The organism is Pseudomonas sp. R38(2017) (genome assembly GCF_002112395.1).
In the GTDB taxonomy this organism is placed as follows: Bacteria; Pseudomonadota; Gammaproteobacteria; order Pseudomonadales; family Pseudomonadaceae; genus Aquipseudomonas.
In genome coordinates this window covers 304,662-319,760 of record NZ_NEHN01000007.1, presented here as the reverse complement: position 1 = coordinate 319,760, position 15,099 = coordinate 304,662, and the positions used below count along the sequence as shown (strand labels likewise).

The window sequence follows — 15,099 nt, the reverse complement described above, 5'->3', positions numbered from 1 at the left end:
CTCCCGTTCATGGCGCACACCTAGCGCGGAGGGTAATTCGACAGAATCCGCGTCACCGTTTCATGGATGGCGTTGCTGCGGTCCGCCGGGTTCGGCGTGCGGCTGAGCATCTGTTCATCGCTGCCGCGCCACACCAGTTTGCCGTCCTTGCCGTCGAGCAGGTCGATCTGAATGGTCGCGACCTTGTAGGTGATGTTGCGGGTTTCGTTGTACATCGGTGCGCCCCAGTAACCGTTCCATGGGCCACCCCAACCGCCGCCGTAATTGGTGGTGACCTGTTGCTGGCGATCCTCGACGATCAGGTAGGTCTGCACATTCAAGTCACCCTTGGTTCCCGCAGCGGCCGGACGCAGGCCGCGCTGGTCGAGTTGATCGGCGACGGACTGGCGAATCCGCTGTTCGGTCAGGTCGCTCTTGATCCGTGGGTCGTCGGGGCGGTATTGCAGGGCGGGTTCTTTCCAGCTCCAGCTACGGTAGGCGGCAAAGTCGCGGCTGGCGTCAAAGTCATGATTGACCTGGTTGGCGGCGCAGGCACTGAGCAGCGCGGCCATGGCCAGTAAAGCAAAACGGCGGAACATGGTTTTTCTCCGGTGGAAAACATGAACCTGAGGGAGCTTCCGGTTCACGGGAAGCTAACTGGGAGGATACGCCGACATGGCCTTTTCGACAGCCTCCCGGATCGCATCGGCCCGGTCACTCTGGTTGCCCTGGGTGCCGGTTTCGGCGCTGGCACTCCAGACCGGCTGACCGGTGCCGGCGTCGAACAGATCGACCCGTACCACCACGACCTGTTCCTGATAGGTGCGCACGATCGGCACTGTGTTGTACATACCGTAACCGCGGCCGTAACGGTCATAGCCACCGTATCCGCCGTAATAACCGTAATCGTCCTGGACCTGGCGCAAGCGGGTTTCCAGACTCAGGTTGGCGCTGACGAACAAGTCGGCCGGGCGATTGTCATGAAGTGGGCGCAAGCCGCGTTGATCCAGCGCACTGCTGACCGCTTCGGCCACTTGCGCCGAATCCGCCCAGGCACTCCCCGGCGGCAGGCGTCCGTTGAGCCACGCCCAACTGCGGTAGCGCCCGTAATCCCGTGGTGGCGCGGGATAAGCGCTGCGGTCGAAGGTGGTCGCGGCTTGCGGAGGCGCCGGCGGCAATGGCCGCGACTGCGCCACATAAGGGTTGCTGCCCTGGCAGGCGGCCAACCCCAGACAGATCAGCAATAACCCTGAATGACCTTTCATTTCATGCTCCGATCAGATCGGCCGGCAGATCCAGTGCAAGTAGCGCCCAAGCCCGGCGAAGCTTGGGTGACGACGGTGGGCGAGCTCCATCTCGAGCAAATCAATCAACTCGGCACGAGCCTGGAATTCCACCGGCATGTAATCGTGGAAAACCCGCACCCCGCTCTGACTTTCGACCTGCCACAACCCTTCGAGTTGCGCGGCCAGCTCCCGTGGATCGAGCGGCTGCTGCGGGGTCAGGCTCTGCTTCTCGCCGGCCATGTCGTTCTTGCGCATTTTCTTGAAATGGCCTTTGAGCAGGTTGCGGTAGACCAGCGCATCACGGTTGTAGAACGCCAGCGACAGCCAGCCACCGGGTTTGGTCAGTTGATGCAGCACCGGCAGGATCGCGTGGGGTTCGGCCAGCCATTCGAGCACGGCGTGGCAGATCACCACGTCATAAGGTTCGGTGAGTTGGCCGAGCAGCTCCTGCCACGGCGCCTGAATGAACGTCGCGGTCTGCCCGGCCTCGGCGAAACGCTGACGCGCGCCTTCGAGCATCGGTTCGGCCGGCTCGGTAAAGGTCACCTCGTGTCCGCGCTCGGCAAGCCACAACGACATGTGGCCCAGGCCGCCACCGATGTCCAGTACCCGTAACGGACGATCCGGCAAGGCTTCGGCAAGATCGGCCTGCAACACCGCAAGGCGGATCGCGCCTTTGGCGCCGCCGTAGATCTTTTCGGCGAAACGGGTCGCCAACTGATCGAAATGACGGTCGCTCATCAGCTGAACCGCCGTTCGCTGTCGGCGAGCTTGCTACGCACCACTTCATTCATGTCCAGCCCCAGCTCGCTGCACAGCAGCAACAGATAAAGGACGATGTCGCCGACTTCCTGGCCGGCGTGGGCCAGTTTGTCCGCCGGCAGTTCGCGCGACTGGTCTTCGGTCAGCCACTGGAAGATTTCCACCAGCTCGGACATTTCTACGCTGGCGGCCATGGCCAGGTTTTTCGGGCTGTGAAATTGCCGCCAGTCATTGCGGTCGCGAATGGCGTGCAGGCGTTCGGTCAGTTCAACAAGGTTCATCGGGTTCTCCTGAAGGCGTATAGCTTCGGGGGGATGCCGCACGAAGGCAAGGGGCAGCCACCACCCGGCAAACCCTCTATGCTTGCAGGGAACTCGGCCGCCCCCGGCGCGGCCCAAGGCTCAGCTCTTTCATCAGGATGCAAACATGCAGGTAGAAAGCTTTTTCGAATGGTTGGGCCAGGCGCTCGGCTCGATCATCCGCTTCATCGTCGACGGCCTGAGCGGCCTGTTCAACATCTTGGGCAATGCCGGCGGCAACTTCGTCGACGGGCTGGCGAAGGCCCTGGGCATGGACACTTCGATCATCAGCATCATCGCGCTGATCGTCGGGTTAATGCTGCTGTGGTCGGCGATACGCGCGTTCATGAATGCGTCGATCATTGCCGGAATCATCTGGTTGCTGCTGGGGTTGTGGCTGCTGAGCTGGATCATTCACTGACCCCACCCGCTACAATGCCGCTCCCCAAGGAGCCCGCATGTCCAACCTGACCGCCGACTGGCACGACCGCCCGACCCATCGCCGGGTCTGGGCCCTCGCCGCCCCCATGATCCTTTCGAACATTTCCGTGCCGCTGGTGGCGCTGGTCGACAGTACCGTCATCGGTCACCTGCCCCACGCCCATCAGTTGGGCGCGGTGGCGGTCGGGGCCAGCCTGTACACCTTTCTGGCCTGGGCCATGGGTTTTCTGCGCATGGGTACCACCGGGTTCGCCGCACAGGCTGCCGGGCGCAGCGATGGTGCGGCGCTGCGGCAGATCCTGCTGCAAGGCCTGTTGCTGGCCATGGGACTGGCACTGCTGCTGGGTGCTGTGGGCGTGCCGCTGAGCGGGGTCGCCCTGCACTTCATGCAGCCGTCGCCGGAGCTCAATCAACTGACCCGCGACTTCTTCCACACACGCCTGTTCGGGTTGCCGGCGGCCCTGGCCAGTTATGCACTGGTCGGCTGGTTCCTCGGCACCCAGAACGCCCGGGCACCGCTGGCGATTTTGCTGACGACCAACCTGATCAACATCGTGCTGAACCTGTGGTTCGTCATCGGCCTGGACTGGGGCGTGGTCGGTTCGGCCCGGGCCTCGGTGATCGCCGAATGGAGCGGCGCCCTGCTTGGCCTGGCGCTGACCCGCAAGGCCTTGCGCGCCTATCCCGGGCATATCGTCTGGGCGGCATTGAGGCTGTGGCAGAGTTGGCGACCGCTGCTGGGGGTCAACCGCGACATCTTCATCCGCAGCCTGGCGCTGCAGTCGGTGTTTTTCCTGATCACCGTACAAGGCGCACGGCTGGGTGATGCCACGGTCGCAGCCAACGCGCTGCTGCTCAACGGCCTGCTGCTGACCGCCCATGCGCTGGACGGACTGGCCCACGCGGTCGAAGCCTTATGCGGTCATGCCATCGGTGCCCGTGACCGCCTCGCGTTGCGTCGTTCGCTGGTGGTGGCCGGAGGCTGGTCGCTGCTCGCGAGTCTGGGTTTCGCCGCGCTGTTCCTTTTTGCCGGGCACCTGTTCATCGAGATGCAGACCGATATCCAGAGCGTGCGCGAGACCGCGTTCATCTATCTGCCTTACCTCGCCGTCCTGCCGTTGATTGCGGTCTGGAGCTACTTGCTCGACGGTCTGTTCATCGGCGCCACCCGCGCCCGGGAAATGCGCAACGGCATGCTGCTGACGGTCGCTCTGCTGCTGCCGTTCGCCTGGGCGTTAAGTGCACTGGGCAATCACGGCCTGTGGATTTCATTCCTGCTGTTCATGGTGCTGCGCAGCCTGACCCTCGGCACACTGGCGTGGCGACTGCAGCGCAACGACGGCTGGTTTACCGGTGCCGCTCACTGAGACGGCGTGTCCCGGATAAAACCGACAACCTGATCCAGTACCGGCGACAGCCACCTCAATGGCCGCGACAGGGTTGCTACCAACGTCGCGTGGTTGGGCCGGGCATAGTAAAAATCCTGCACCGGCACGCCGGCCTCGCGCAGCGTTCGCGCCAGCCCGCCGGTATTGCGGGTCGGATCGACCAGACTGTCCCGGCTCGCGGCTATCAGCAGTGCCGGTGGTGCTTCGGGGCTGACATGCCGGATCGGCTGCGATTGCGGCGGTGAGTCCGGCCAGAAGAACACCGGGCGTACCTCGGGATTTTTGATCGGCAGAAAATCGTAAGGGCCGGCCAGACCGATCCAGCCGCTCAGGTCTGCCGGCGACATCCCGACCGCGCCCAACAGGCGCGGGTCCAGCGCCAGCATCGACGCGTTATACGCCCCGGAACTGTGTCCCATCAGGTACAGCCGCCGGGGATTGCCGGAGTACTCCTGGATATGGGCCTTGGTCCATCCGACTGCACGGGCTCCGTCCTCAAGAAACAGCGGGTAACGAACCTGCGGGTACAAGCGATAGTCCGCCACCACCGTCACGATGCCCCGGGAGGCCAGCGCCTCGCCGACAAACCGGTAATCACCACGGTCGCCACTGTTCCAGCTGCCACCATAGAAAAACACCACCACCGGGGCGTCTTCGAGCAGATGACGCGGCACGTAGACATCGAGCTTCTGACGCGGATCCTCTCCGTAGGCGATGTCTGCGGTTTTGACGTAGCTGTTCTCAGGGGTCAGGCCATTGAGCATTTTCAGCGGCGAACAACCACTGAGCACCAACAGCAGAAAACCAGCGGGGATCGCGCAAAACCAGTGCCGTAAAGAGTGGGCCATGCGCGCGAAACCTCGTGTCAGGGTGGGTTGTTCTGCCAGCGGCGTCGCAGATGATCGAGCCGCTCTTGCTGGGTCAATCCTTGCGGCGGTTGCACCAGTTCTGCACGCGGATGCAGCAAGCGTAGCCACAGCCAGTCGTCCAGCACGGCCCGCTCGCTGAAACCCAATGTCAGGCCCTGTTCAACGTGGGAGGACAATGTGCGGTAATCGGTTCCCGTCGATTGACTCCAGCGCCAGATATGTTGCTCCAGCAGACAGCGATGCAGGCGCTCGCGTTGATGACGGGTCAGTGCCTGTTCGATCTTCAGAGGCTCGACATCCAGCCCCGGATTTCGCAGTTGTTGCCAGCCCAGGCTGCCGCTCGCCCGGTCGGCCCAGGTACCGCCGAACCAGCGCAGCCAACTGATCGGCCCGAACCAGCGACTCAACTGTCGGGCATTGCAGGCGTCGAAAAAGTAGCTGGCGGTCTGCCGGTCGTAGTAATTGAGCAGCGCACGATGATTCAGGCCAATAGAAACCGTCAGCATCCGTTGCAAATGTTCACGCAGCGATTCGGCCGTGGCATCGCTGCCCAGCAGCAACCCGCACCAGGTCTGCGGGTCGGTGTGACACAACGCCGATAGCACCGGGCAATCGCGCAGATCAACCAACAACGGTCCCTGCTCGCAAACAGGCTGGAACTCCGTGCCATCAAACAACTTCAGGCACGGCACACCCGCGAACCCTTGACGTAATACGCTCAACGCCTGCGGTGCATGCGCGACATCCAGCAAAAGCCACTGTGCACTCTGTCCCGACACCCTGCCGCTCATCGCCCATCGCCAGAGTTGAGCCCGGCGACCAGTCGACAACTGCATACCGACTCCCGACAGTGTCGATAACTGCCGCCTCCCGGCATCAGACACAACAGCATCAAAGGCTCGCGCGTACTCAACCATGGTGCCAGGCCTTCACTCTCAAGAGAGTCGGGCAGCGCTGGCGGATTGTCATCCTCATGGCTCTCGACAGTTACCGGGGGCTGCAGAACGCCGCTGATCACCGGTTGCTCGGGATCGCCTTCGAGAAAGCTCACCACCACTTCGACACCTTCACGCAATAACGTCAGCCCCGTATCCGCCAACGCGGGGGCCAGAGGCAGCCAGCAGTGGCTGGGTTTTGCACCCTCGCCCTGATAAAGCCAGTCGAACTGGACCGCGACCGGCCGCGACCGATCAGGACGCGGTTCATCGACGGTTACGACCCAGGCCCGTTGCAGACTGCCCATGCGCAACGCCGAACGTTCGACCACCGACTCACACGCCTGCCAGTGGTCGGCGGCACAGAGCCGGTTGCTGTATGAGGGGTCCAGCGTCTGATCGGCGCGGTGTTCGACTCGGGTCAGCAACCATTCTGTGTCGCACCCTGCAAACGGCCGCGGGGACACACTCAACCATCGACCACAACGCAGGGTTGGTACATCGGAATGGCCCTGCGCCGTTTGGACCCGCAGGGTGTATTCACCGGGTCCTCGGGCCTGCTCCCGCATCAGCCAGCGGCGCACCGCCGGCGCACGCCCCTCAGCCGCGAAACTCACTTTCCCCGTTTGCGGCAGCAATGCCGGATCGTCACCGAACACCAGGCAATGGTTCTCGTGCCCATGCTCGAAGTGATAGTGAATTCGCGACTGCGCGCACAAGCGCTGCACCAGTTGCAGATCTGTTTCGCCGTATTGGGTACAGAAGGCCCGAGACGGATGGTTGGCCTGTAATTCGAACCGGCGCTGGTGGCCAATGATGCCGTGCTCCCTGAGCACCTGATCGAGGATCTGCGGCACCGACCGGCCACTGAAGATTCGCTGGCTATGGCGCAGGCCCAGACAACTCAGCTTCGGGCCCATGCGCGCCCGGCACAACCTGGCGCCGTGGCCATGTTCGTGCTGGACGAGACCCTGCAACTGCCCGTGCACGCCATTGCCCGAGGGCCCGAAGCACAGGCGTGCCGAGCGGTACAGAAGGCCGCCAAGGTCGAGATGAGGATCGTCGATCAACAGATCGATTTCGAACGCAAAAGGCTCGCTGATCGCCTCACAACCAGTAAAGGCCAGGACTTCGAGCGGGGCGGACAGACCCGCGACATCGAGGCGAAACGACGACTCGTCGGCTGGATCGAACATGAGCGATTCTCTACAGGAGGGGCGGCCGGGGATTCTCGCCGAGAGCCATGGCCGAGTAGAGAGCCGAAGTACAAATTAGGAAATAGCCTACGCGAAAAGCAGACAACATCACTTTTCTCGGGTGGATGAAGGGCAATTCGCAAGCAGAAAAGAGAGAAGTCTCATCAAGTCATCTGAAACTTCCGCTGCGTGCGGAACAATTTCAGACAACCTGATGGATTCGGAACCTGACGTCAGGAAGACAGGTACGAGGAACGGGTCAGCCCCAGGCGCAATGCATCGAGGAACTGGGTGCGCTCGCTGGCGCTGATGCGGGCACTGGCGCACTTGTCGCGGTAGTGGGTCATCAGCTCTTCCGGCGACAGGTGCACGTAGCGCAGCATGTCTTCGATGGTGTCGTGGGTCTCGATCCCGGCGTGATACACGCTGCCGTCGGCGTTCTGATAGATGTTCACCGAGTCGGTGTCACCGAACAGGTTGTGCATGTCGCCGAGGATTTCCTGATACGCGCCGACCAGGAACACGCCCAGCAAGTAATCTTCACCCTCGTTCAGCCCGTGTACCGGCAGGCTGGTTTCGATGCTCTGCTCGTCGACATATTGGTTGATCTTGCCGTCGGAGTCGCAGGTCAGGTCTTGCAGCACCGCGCGGCGCAGCGGCTCTTCATCGAGACGATGCAGCGGGATGATCGGCAGCACCTGATCGATGGCCCAGGTGTCCGGCAGGCTCTGGAACACCGAGAAGTTGCAGATGTACTTGTCGGCCAGCTTGTCGTTGAGTTCGTCCAGCACCTGACGATGCGAACGCTGACGCGCCTTCAGCGAATTGTGCAGGCGACGGCACACAGCGAAGTAGCACTGCTCGGCCAGGGCTTTCTCGGCCAGGGTCAGTTTGCCGTCGGCGTACTGGGCGGCCACGTCGCTCATGTAGTGAGTGGCGCGCCAGTAGGTTTCCGTGACCATTTCGATGTCGGTCGGGCCGAGCAGATCAACCAGCCATTGCACGGTTTCCGGCAGCGACTCCTTGTTCTCGATCTGCGGCACGTCGTCGTTGTGTTTCTCGACGTCGGTCACCTGCACCACCAGCATCGCATGGTGAGCGGTCAGCGAACGGCCGCTTTCGGAGAAGATGTGCGGATGCGGCAGGCTCTGCGCATCGCAGAATTCCTTGAGCATGCCGACCACGACACCGGCGTAGTCGTCCATGTCGTAGTTGATCGAACTGGCGTTGCGCGAGTGGGTACCGTCGTAGTCGACACCCAGACCGCCACCGACGTCGATGTGATCGACCGGCAGACCCAGATTGCGCAACTCGCCGTAGTATCGAATCGCTTCCTTGAAGCCGTGCTGGTAGTCGGCCAGATTGGCGATCTGCGAACCCATATGGAAGTGCAGCAGACGGATGCCCTGATCCAGGCCGGCCGCGCGGAAACGCTCCACCACCGACAGCAGTTGTGCCGCCGACAGGCCGAACTTGGATTTCTCGCCACCGGTGTCCGCCCACTTCGACGACGCCAGCGACGACAGGCGAACACGCAAGCCGACCTGCGGCTTGACCTTGAGCGACGCGGCTTCTTCGATCACCAGACCGACTTCGGATTCTTTCTCGATCACGATGAACACGTTGTGGCCGAGCTTCTGGCCCATCAGCGCCAGACGGATGAACTCGCGATCCTTGTAACCGTTGCAGACGATGGTGCCGCCCTTCGGCGCCAGCGCCAGCACAGCCAGCAGCTCAGGCTTGGAGCCGGCTTCCAGACCGATGGAGACGTTCTGGGTGGCGATGATGTTTTCGATCACCGCTTCTTGCTGGTTGACCTTGATCGGGTACAGCGCGGTGTACTTGCTCTGGTATTCCAGTCGCTCGATGTTCGAGTCGAAAGCACCGGTCAGCTGACGCACGCGGTCTTGCAGAATGTCGGGGAAACGCACCAGCAACGGCAAGGACAAGCCACTCTTGCGCAACTGGTCGACTTGCTCGAACAGGTCGATCGGTGAACTGCTCGGACCGTTCGGACGAACTTCGACGCGACCGGCGTCATTGATCGCGAAATACCCGGCCCCCCAATGGCGAATCCCGTAAACACTGCGGCTGTCCGCAACTGTCCATTGGCTGCCATCGTCTTTGCGTGTGCGTCGTACGGACATCGAAGTCCCCTATAAAGAAGTCATAGTGCGTCGCCTGATTGCAGGCCGGCGCAGTCTAAAGAGTGAAAATGACGGTTCGTCAGCGGGGCGGTAGACCGCGCTGACAGCGTTGAGTTTAGAAACCGGTCATGAACAGGCTCTGTGAAAACCATGGAGACGACGCCGGGACTGATGACAATCAGAGCCGGATCAAGCCGCTGGTGGTTTTCACAGAGGCTGCTAGCCGCCGGACTTCTTCGCCTTGAAACCGTGCTTGATCAACTCGGCCAAGAGTAGCTCGACATGATCGCCCTGAATCTCGATGACCCCGTCTTTCAACGCACCGCCGGTGCCGCAACGCTTCTTCAGCGTCGTCGCCAGCTCTTTGAGTGCGTCTTCGGCCAGGGGCACGCCGGTGATGGTGGTCACCGTCTTGCCGCCACGGCCCTTGCTCTCGCGGCGCACGCGGGCAATGCCGTCGCCGGCCGGGATCACGGTTTGTCTGCAGATACAGGCGTCCACCGGTTTACTGCATTCCGGGCAATGACGACCTGCGTCGGTGGAAAATACCAGGCCGCCCAGGGCGGCGAAGGATGCGGCTTTTTTGGCCACCGGCAATCCTCTCGGGAGGACAAAGACTGATCGCAGCCTTGGGCAAGGCTATCGACCGCGAAGCCCCACTCAGGCAGGGGCAGCGCTACTGTGCCGGTTGCTCCTGTAAAGCAGGCCGGCACAGCTTGAAAAGGTCGCGCAGTGTAACGGCAAAAACGTCGATTGCTAAGTGCCAATCGGCGCCATTTTATGAGTTCTTTGCGACGCCGCTTTGCTGAGCCTTCAGATAGCGCTTCAGAGCGGCCAGAGAGTCCGGGCAATAAGGCTTTTGCTCGATTTCCAGCATGACCTGATCGACCGGAATGAAGCGTGCTTCGAGCACCTCTTCCGGTTGCAGGATCAACGGCCCGTCCCACACCGCCGAAAACGCCGAACACCACAGCCGATTACCGGTGTCTTCGAAGTAGAAATGGTCGTGGGCCGTCAGCTCGACGCCGCTCACTCCCAGTTCTTCTTCCAGTTCACGGGCCGCCGACTCGGCGTAGGTCTCGTTCGCCTGCACCATGCCGCCTGCCGCCACGTCCCAGTAGCCGGGATAAATGGCTTTGCTCAGGGTCCGCCGATGCACGCAGAGTTCACCGGCAGAGTTGAACAGCATGATGTAGGTGCCACGCCCGATCAGCCCGCGCTCGCGCAAGTCGGAGCGCACCAGGGCGCCGAGCAGGTTGTCCTGCTCGTCGACCCAGGCGATCTGTTCGGCATCCGAGGCCGCCCGGTGGGCAGCCTCTCTGGCATTGTCGCTCATGACTCAGCCCTGATTGAGCAGTTGACGAAGATCGATCACGGCGGCGTTGGCCCGGGAAATGTAGTTGGCCATCACCAGCGAGTGGTTGGCCAGCACCCCGAAGCCACTGCCGTTGAGGATCATCGGACTCCACACCGGCTCCTGCGAAGCCTCCAGTTCACGAATGATCTGGCGCACGCTGACCGTAGCGTTCTTCTTCGCCAGCACGTCGGCGAAATCGACTTCGATGGCACGCAGCAGGTGCGACAGCGCCCAGGCCTGGCCACGGGCTTCATAGAACACGTTGTCGATCTGCATCCATGGAGTCTCGACGACTTCCTCGTCAACCTGTGGCACTTCACCCACAGCCGGGACTTCGGTTTTCAGCGCTGTGTTCAGTTTGACGCGGCCGACACTGGCCGACAGTCGTTGCGACAGCGAACCGAGACGCGTACCGACGTCGCCCAGCCAGTTGTTCAGGTTGTCGGCGCGGGCGTAGAACAGCGCATTCTTTTGCGTCGGGTCAGACAGACGTGCCTGATAACGGCTCAGGGAGTTGATGCCTTCCTGGTATTCCGACTCGCTGGACGGCAGGATCCAGCTCTTGTTGTCGAAGTTGAAGCGCGGTTCGGCCTTGGCCAGATCAGCGTCTTCCGCCGATTGCGACTGCGAGCGGGCGAAGTCCTTGCGCAAGGCACGGGTCAGGTCGCGCACCTGGACCAGCACGCCATATTCCCAGCTCGGCATGTTGTCCATCCACAGGCCCGGCGGGAAGCGGTCGTTGGAAATGTAGCCGCCCGGCTTGTTCAGCAGGGTACCGGCGACGGTCTTGAGGGTTTCGACGGTGGTGTAGCCGACCACCATCTGCTTGCCTTCCTTCTCGGCAGCCAGCTGGGCGTTCTGCGCCACAGGGAACAGGGCCGGTTCCTCGCTCCAGTACCAGCCCAGAGCGATGGTCACCAACAGGTAAATACCAACCAGCGTGGCCAGCGCGCGGCTGAACAACAGGCCGCCCACATAGCTGCGGGCGGCGGATTTCGGCTCGGCGGCACGTTCGGGCGCGCTGCCCGCGCGATTCTTCCAGTCCAGCATGGCGATATCCTTTCAATCTTGGGTTCAACGGTTCGACAGCAACCATACAACAACGTGCCTCTGGCCCGCACCCGTCAATAATGACAGGGGACGACTCTTGGGGTCCGCCGTCGTGCGCTAAGGGATTCCCTGATACCTGTCGCCCTGAGAAAACCTTGTCGGTACCGATGGAAAAATTCGTGAACCCTCAGGTTTCCGTTTCGCGCTTTCGGCAGCACCTGTTTCTCGATTCGCCACAAAGCGCCCTGTTCACGGGGACTTTCCCGACGATCCGGTTCGAATCAAAACCCACCGGTCGGAAACTGAATGGTGACGCACCGCAGATTATTGACGTACGACACTCATGTAACCGGAAAGAGGTGCTAGCATAGAGCCACCAGTCGATCTCAGCATGCACCCTAACTAGTAGTCAGGATATGACCGAGCCAGAAGACCCCAGCCGTGAGCGCCTCAAGCACCACTTTGCCCAGCGGGTAATTCATCAGGCACGTCAGATTCTTGAGATATGGCAGCGCCTGCAACGCAGTGAGTGGTCCACTGCCGACCTCGCCGAACTGAGCGAGGCCAATCTGCGCCTGCTACGTTTTGCCGAGCGCTTTGAACAGCCCGAGCACACTCAACTCGCCCACCACATCAGCCAGTCGCTGGAAGCGGTGGATGCCAATCGCGGACGCCTGAGCAGTGGCCTGATCACTGACCTCAACCGTTTGATGCAGCGCTTGTCACGCACCGGGCTGCGCCATGGCGATCAGCTCGACCAGACCTTTCTGCCACCCCTGCGCAAACCGATCTACGTGATGCTTCAGGATCACGACCGCGCCGAACGACTGGCCAAACAACTGGAATTCTTCGGTCTCAGCGCCCAGGCGCTGGACAGTGTGTCGGCGTTTCGCTCCTCGATGGTCGAGCGACTGCCGGCCGCCATCGTCATGGACGTGGATTTCAGCGGTGCCGGCGTCGGCCTGAAACTCGCCGCCGAAGCCCAGCAAGGCCTGGAAGAACCGTTGCCACTGCTGTTCTTCAGCCTGCACGAAACCGACACCCCGACCCGCCTCGCCGCCGTGCGCGCCGGCGGCCAGGAATTCCTCACCGGCACCCTCGAAGCCTCGAGTCTGCTGGAGAAAATCGAAGTGCTGACCTGCGTCGCCCAGTACGAGCCTTATAAAGTGCTGATCATCGACGACTCCCGCGCCCAGGCGATGCACACCGAGCGCCTGCTCAACAGCGCCGGGATTGTCACCCGCACACTGATCGAGCCGATTCAGGCCATGGCCGAGCTGGCGGAATTCCAGCCAGACCTGATCATCCTCGACATGTACATGCCGGCCTGCACCGGTACCGAACTGGCCAAGGTCATCCGCCACAACGACCGCTACGTCAGCGTGCCGATCATTTACCTGTCGGCCGAAGACGACCTGGACAAGCAGCTCGACGCCATGAGCGAGGGCGGCGACGACTTCCTGACCAAACCGATCAAGCCGCGCCACCTGATCACCACCGTACGCAACCGCGCGGCGCGGGCACGCAACCTCAAGGCGCGAATGGTCCGCGACAGCCTCACCGGCCTGTACAACCACACGCACATTCTTCAGTTGCTGGAAGATTGCTCGTTCCGCGCCCGCCGCGAGAACAAGCCGCTGAGCTTTGCGATGCTCGACATCGATCACTTCAAACGGGTCAACGACAGCCACGGCCACCCCATGGGCGACCGGGTGATCAAGAGCCTGGCTCTGTTCCTCAAGCAGCGTCTGCGCAAGACGGATTTCATCGGCCGTTACGGCGGCGAAGAATTCGCCATCGTCATGCCCGACACCGATATAGAAGCCGCGCACAAAGTGCTCGACGAAATCCGCCAGCGCTTCGCCGAAATCCATTATCCGGCCCAGCCGCAGGATCTGTGGTGCACGTTCAGCGCCGGGGTGGTGGAGATGCACGACGATTCCGACAGCCTGATGATGGCCAGCCAGGCCGACGAGGCGCTGTACCGTGCCAAGGGTGAAGGCCGCAATCGGGTGCAGACCGCGCGGGACTCAAAGCAAAGTGCCACTTTTTCACCGGAATCCACCGATTCGGTCATAACCCTGTAACAGAACCGCAATAAATTCAGGCACTTACCATTTCTGCCGTTGGTAGCCGTCATGCGCCTGAAGTTACTCACCAATCTCAACACACTGTTGCTGGTCGCCGTCTGCGTGGCCCTCGGCGCCACGCTGTGGTGGTCGCAGAAAGCCCTCGAACGTCCGTATTTGTTGATGGAGCGCTACCTCGGGCTGTCCCAGCGATTTCAGAATGAAGTCGCGCGCAACGTCGAAGACTACCTCGGCAGTGGCGACGCCCTGCGCCTGAGCAGTGCCAGCCAGGCCATCGACAGCCTGCAGAAAGAACTCGGCGAACTGCCACTGGCGCTGGCCGAAACACTGCGTCCGAGCCTGTCAGGCCTCGAAGAATTCAGCAAGACCGACCTGCTGGCTGCCGGCAAACTGGCCGGGGATCCTCAGGCGTTACTGCTGCAGGCCGAGCGCGAACTGAGTGCCAGCCTCGATCAGCTCAGCACTTATGCCGGCGGCAACGTGGCGTACCTGACACCATTGCTCGCCGCCTCTCAGCACTTGGGCAAGCTGTCGCTGGCCAGGGACAAACTGGTCAGCAGCGGGCGCAGCGAGTTGGCTGCCGATGTCGAACGCGAGGTCACCAACATCCGCACCCAGGCCCAGGCAATCGATGCCCTGCCCCTGCTCGGCGTGGTCGCCAGCAGCGAATCCGGCAGCGACGATTTCGCCTCGATGATGGGCATTGAAAGCACCGAAAAGGCAGTCGCCGAAGACGCCGGCGTCGGTCTCAAACGCGAACTCAACAGCTTGCTCGGCCGCTACCCGGCAGAACTGGCCCGTACTCGCGACCAGATCCAGAAACGCACTGAACTCAGCACCGCCACCCACCAGAAAATCGCCGCCGTTCAACAAGCCATCGCCGGTCTGGAGCCAGTGGTACGCGCCCAGCACGGGAAGATCCAGAGCGAAGTACGCCTGATGCAAGGCGTGATGATCGTCCTGATCCTGTTGATCGCCCTGTTGATCGACACCTTGCAGCGACGCCTGGCCCGCACCCTCACCAATCTCGCGCCCGCATTGTCGACCTGGGCCGAGGGTGATTTCAGCCGAGACATTCAGCTGGGTAAAACCAACCGCGAACTGCACGACATCGAAGCCTCGCTCAATCGCCTGCGTGCCTATCTTGTGGATCTGGTCGGGACCATTCGCGGCAACGCCGAACAAGTGGCGGGCAGCAGTCGCACCCTTGCCGAACTGAGCAATGACCTGCACAGCGGCGCCGAACATCAGGCCGGCGATACCGCGCTGATCCGCGACTCCCTGAGCGAATTGGAAGCGA

Annotated in this window: 14 protein-coding genes; 3 read left to right on the top strand and 11 right to left on the bottom strand. The window is 61.9% G+C overall.

Annotated elements, in window-relative coordinates; all coding sequences use genetic code 11:
* Nucleotides 1-20 precede the first annotated feature (20 nt).
* Genes CAF87_RS20070 through CAF87_RS20055 form a run of 4 tightly spaced genes read right to left on the bottom strand, consistent with a single transcriptional unit; the run spans nt 21 to nt 2,308 of the window.
* Complete coding sequence (locus CAF87_RS20070) at nt 21-578, bottom strand: DUF4136 domain-containing protein (protein WP_085732750.1); 558 nt, start codon at nt 576-578, stop codon at nt 21-23.
* A 54-nt stretch (nt 579-632) separates the two neighbouring features.
* Nucleotides 633-1,244: a DUF4136 domain-containing protein gene (locus CAF87_RS20065; protein WP_085732749.1), complete on the bottom strand. Its 612-nt coding sequence runs from the start codon at nt 1,242-1,244 to the stop codon at nt 633-635.
* A 12-nt stretch (nt 1,245-1,256) separates the two neighbouring features.
* Nucleotides 1,257-2,006 carry a methyltransferase gene (locus CAF87_RS20060; protein WP_085732748.1) on the bottom strand — a complete coding sequence of 250 codons (750 nt, stop codon included), beginning with the start codon at nt 2,004-2,006 and terminating at the stop codon, nt 1,257-1,259.
* A complete protein-coding gene (locus CAF87_RS20055; RefSeq protein WP_011332275.1) occupies nt 2,006-2,308 on the bottom strand; it encodes a MazG-like family protein in 303 nt (100 codons plus the stop codon). Before CAF87_RS20055 ends, CAF87_RS20060 begins: the two co-directional genes overlap by 1 nt.
* 145 nt (nt 2,309-2,453) lie before the next feature.
* Between CAF87_RS20055 and CAF87_RS20050 the strand changes: the two genes are divergently transcribed.
* Together CAF87_RS20050 and CAF87_RS20045 are read left to right on the top strand one after the other, a co-directional pair.
* The gene (locus CAF87_RS20050; RefSeq protein WP_085732747.1) at nt 2,454-2,747 is read left to right on the top strand and encodes a hypothetical protein; all 294 of its coding nucleotides are present in this window, start codon (nt 2,454-2,456) and stop codon (nt 2,745-2,747) included.
* Nucleotides 2,748-2,784: 37 nt separating this feature from the next.
* A complete protein-coding gene (locus CAF87_RS20045) occupies nt 2,785-4,134 on the top strand; it encodes an MATE family efflux transporter (RefSeq protein ID WP_085732746.1) in 1,350 nt (449 codons plus the stop codon).
* On the opposite strand, the gene CAF87_RS20040 is transcribed toward CAF87_RS20045, so the two are convergent.
* From CAF87_RS20040 to CAF87_RS20010, 7 genes are all read right to left on the bottom strand, one after another.
* Complete coding sequence (locus CAF87_RS20040; RefSeq protein ID WP_085732745.1) at nt 4,128-5,003, bottom strand: alpha/beta hydrolase; 876 nt, start codon at nt 5,001-5,003, stop codon at nt 4,128-4,130. The genes CAF87_RS20045 and CAF87_RS20040 overlap by 7 nt on opposite strands.
* Nucleotides 5,004-5,020: 17 nt before the next feature.
* Nucleotides 5,021-5,815: a DUF4123 domain-containing protein gene (locus CAF87_RS20035; RefSeq protein WP_085732744.1), complete on the bottom strand. Its 795-nt coding sequence runs from the start codon at nt 5,813-5,815 to the stop codon at nt 5,021-5,023.
* Complete coding sequence (locus CAF87_RS20030) at nt 5,812-7,155, bottom strand: type VI secretion system Vgr family protein (protein WP_085732743.1); 1,344 nt, start codon at nt 7,153-7,155, stop codon at nt 5,812-5,814. The genes CAF87_RS20035 and CAF87_RS20030 overlap by 4 nt, the downstream gene beginning before the upstream one ends.
* 233 nt (nt 7,156-7,388) lie before the next feature.
* On the bottom strand, nt 7,389-9,302 hold the full coding sequence (gene speA / locus CAF87_RS20025) for an arginine decarboxylase (protein WP_085732742.1): 1,914 nt from the start codon (nt 9,300-9,302) through the stop codon (nt 7,389-7,391).
* A 219-nt stretch (nt 9,303-9,521) separates the two neighbouring features.
* Nucleotides 9,522-9,893 (bottom strand): translation initiation factor Sui1, encoded by a 372-nt coding sequence (locus CAF87_RS20020; protein ID WP_085732741.1) that lies wholly within the window; start codon nt 9,891-9,893, stop codon nt 9,522-9,524.
* Nucleotides 9,894-10,080: 187 nt separating this feature from the next.
* A complete protein-coding gene (locus tag CAF87_RS20015) occupies nt 10,081-10,638 on the bottom strand; it encodes an NUDIX hydrolase (RefSeq protein ID WP_085732740.1) in 558 nt (185 codons plus the stop codon).
* 3 nt (nt 10,639-10,641) lie between these two features.
* The gene (locus tag CAF87_RS20010; RefSeq protein ID WP_085732739.1) at nt 10,642-11,709 is read right to left on the bottom strand and encodes a DUF2333 family protein; all 1,068 of its coding nucleotides are present in this window, start codon (nt 11,707-11,709) and stop codon (nt 10,642-10,644) included.
* Nucleotides 11,710-12,125: 416 nt separating this feature from the next.
* Here CAF87_RS20010 and gcbA point away from each other — a divergent pair, with 416 nt between their 5' ends.
* Nucleotides 12,126-13,796, top strand: coding sequence for a diguanylate cyclase GcbA (gene gcbA / locus CAF87_RS20005; protein WP_085732738.1), 1,671 nt, complete (start codon nt 12,126-12,128; stop codon nt 13,794-13,796).
* The last annotated feature ends 1,303 nt before the right edge of the window (nt 13,797-15,099 follow it).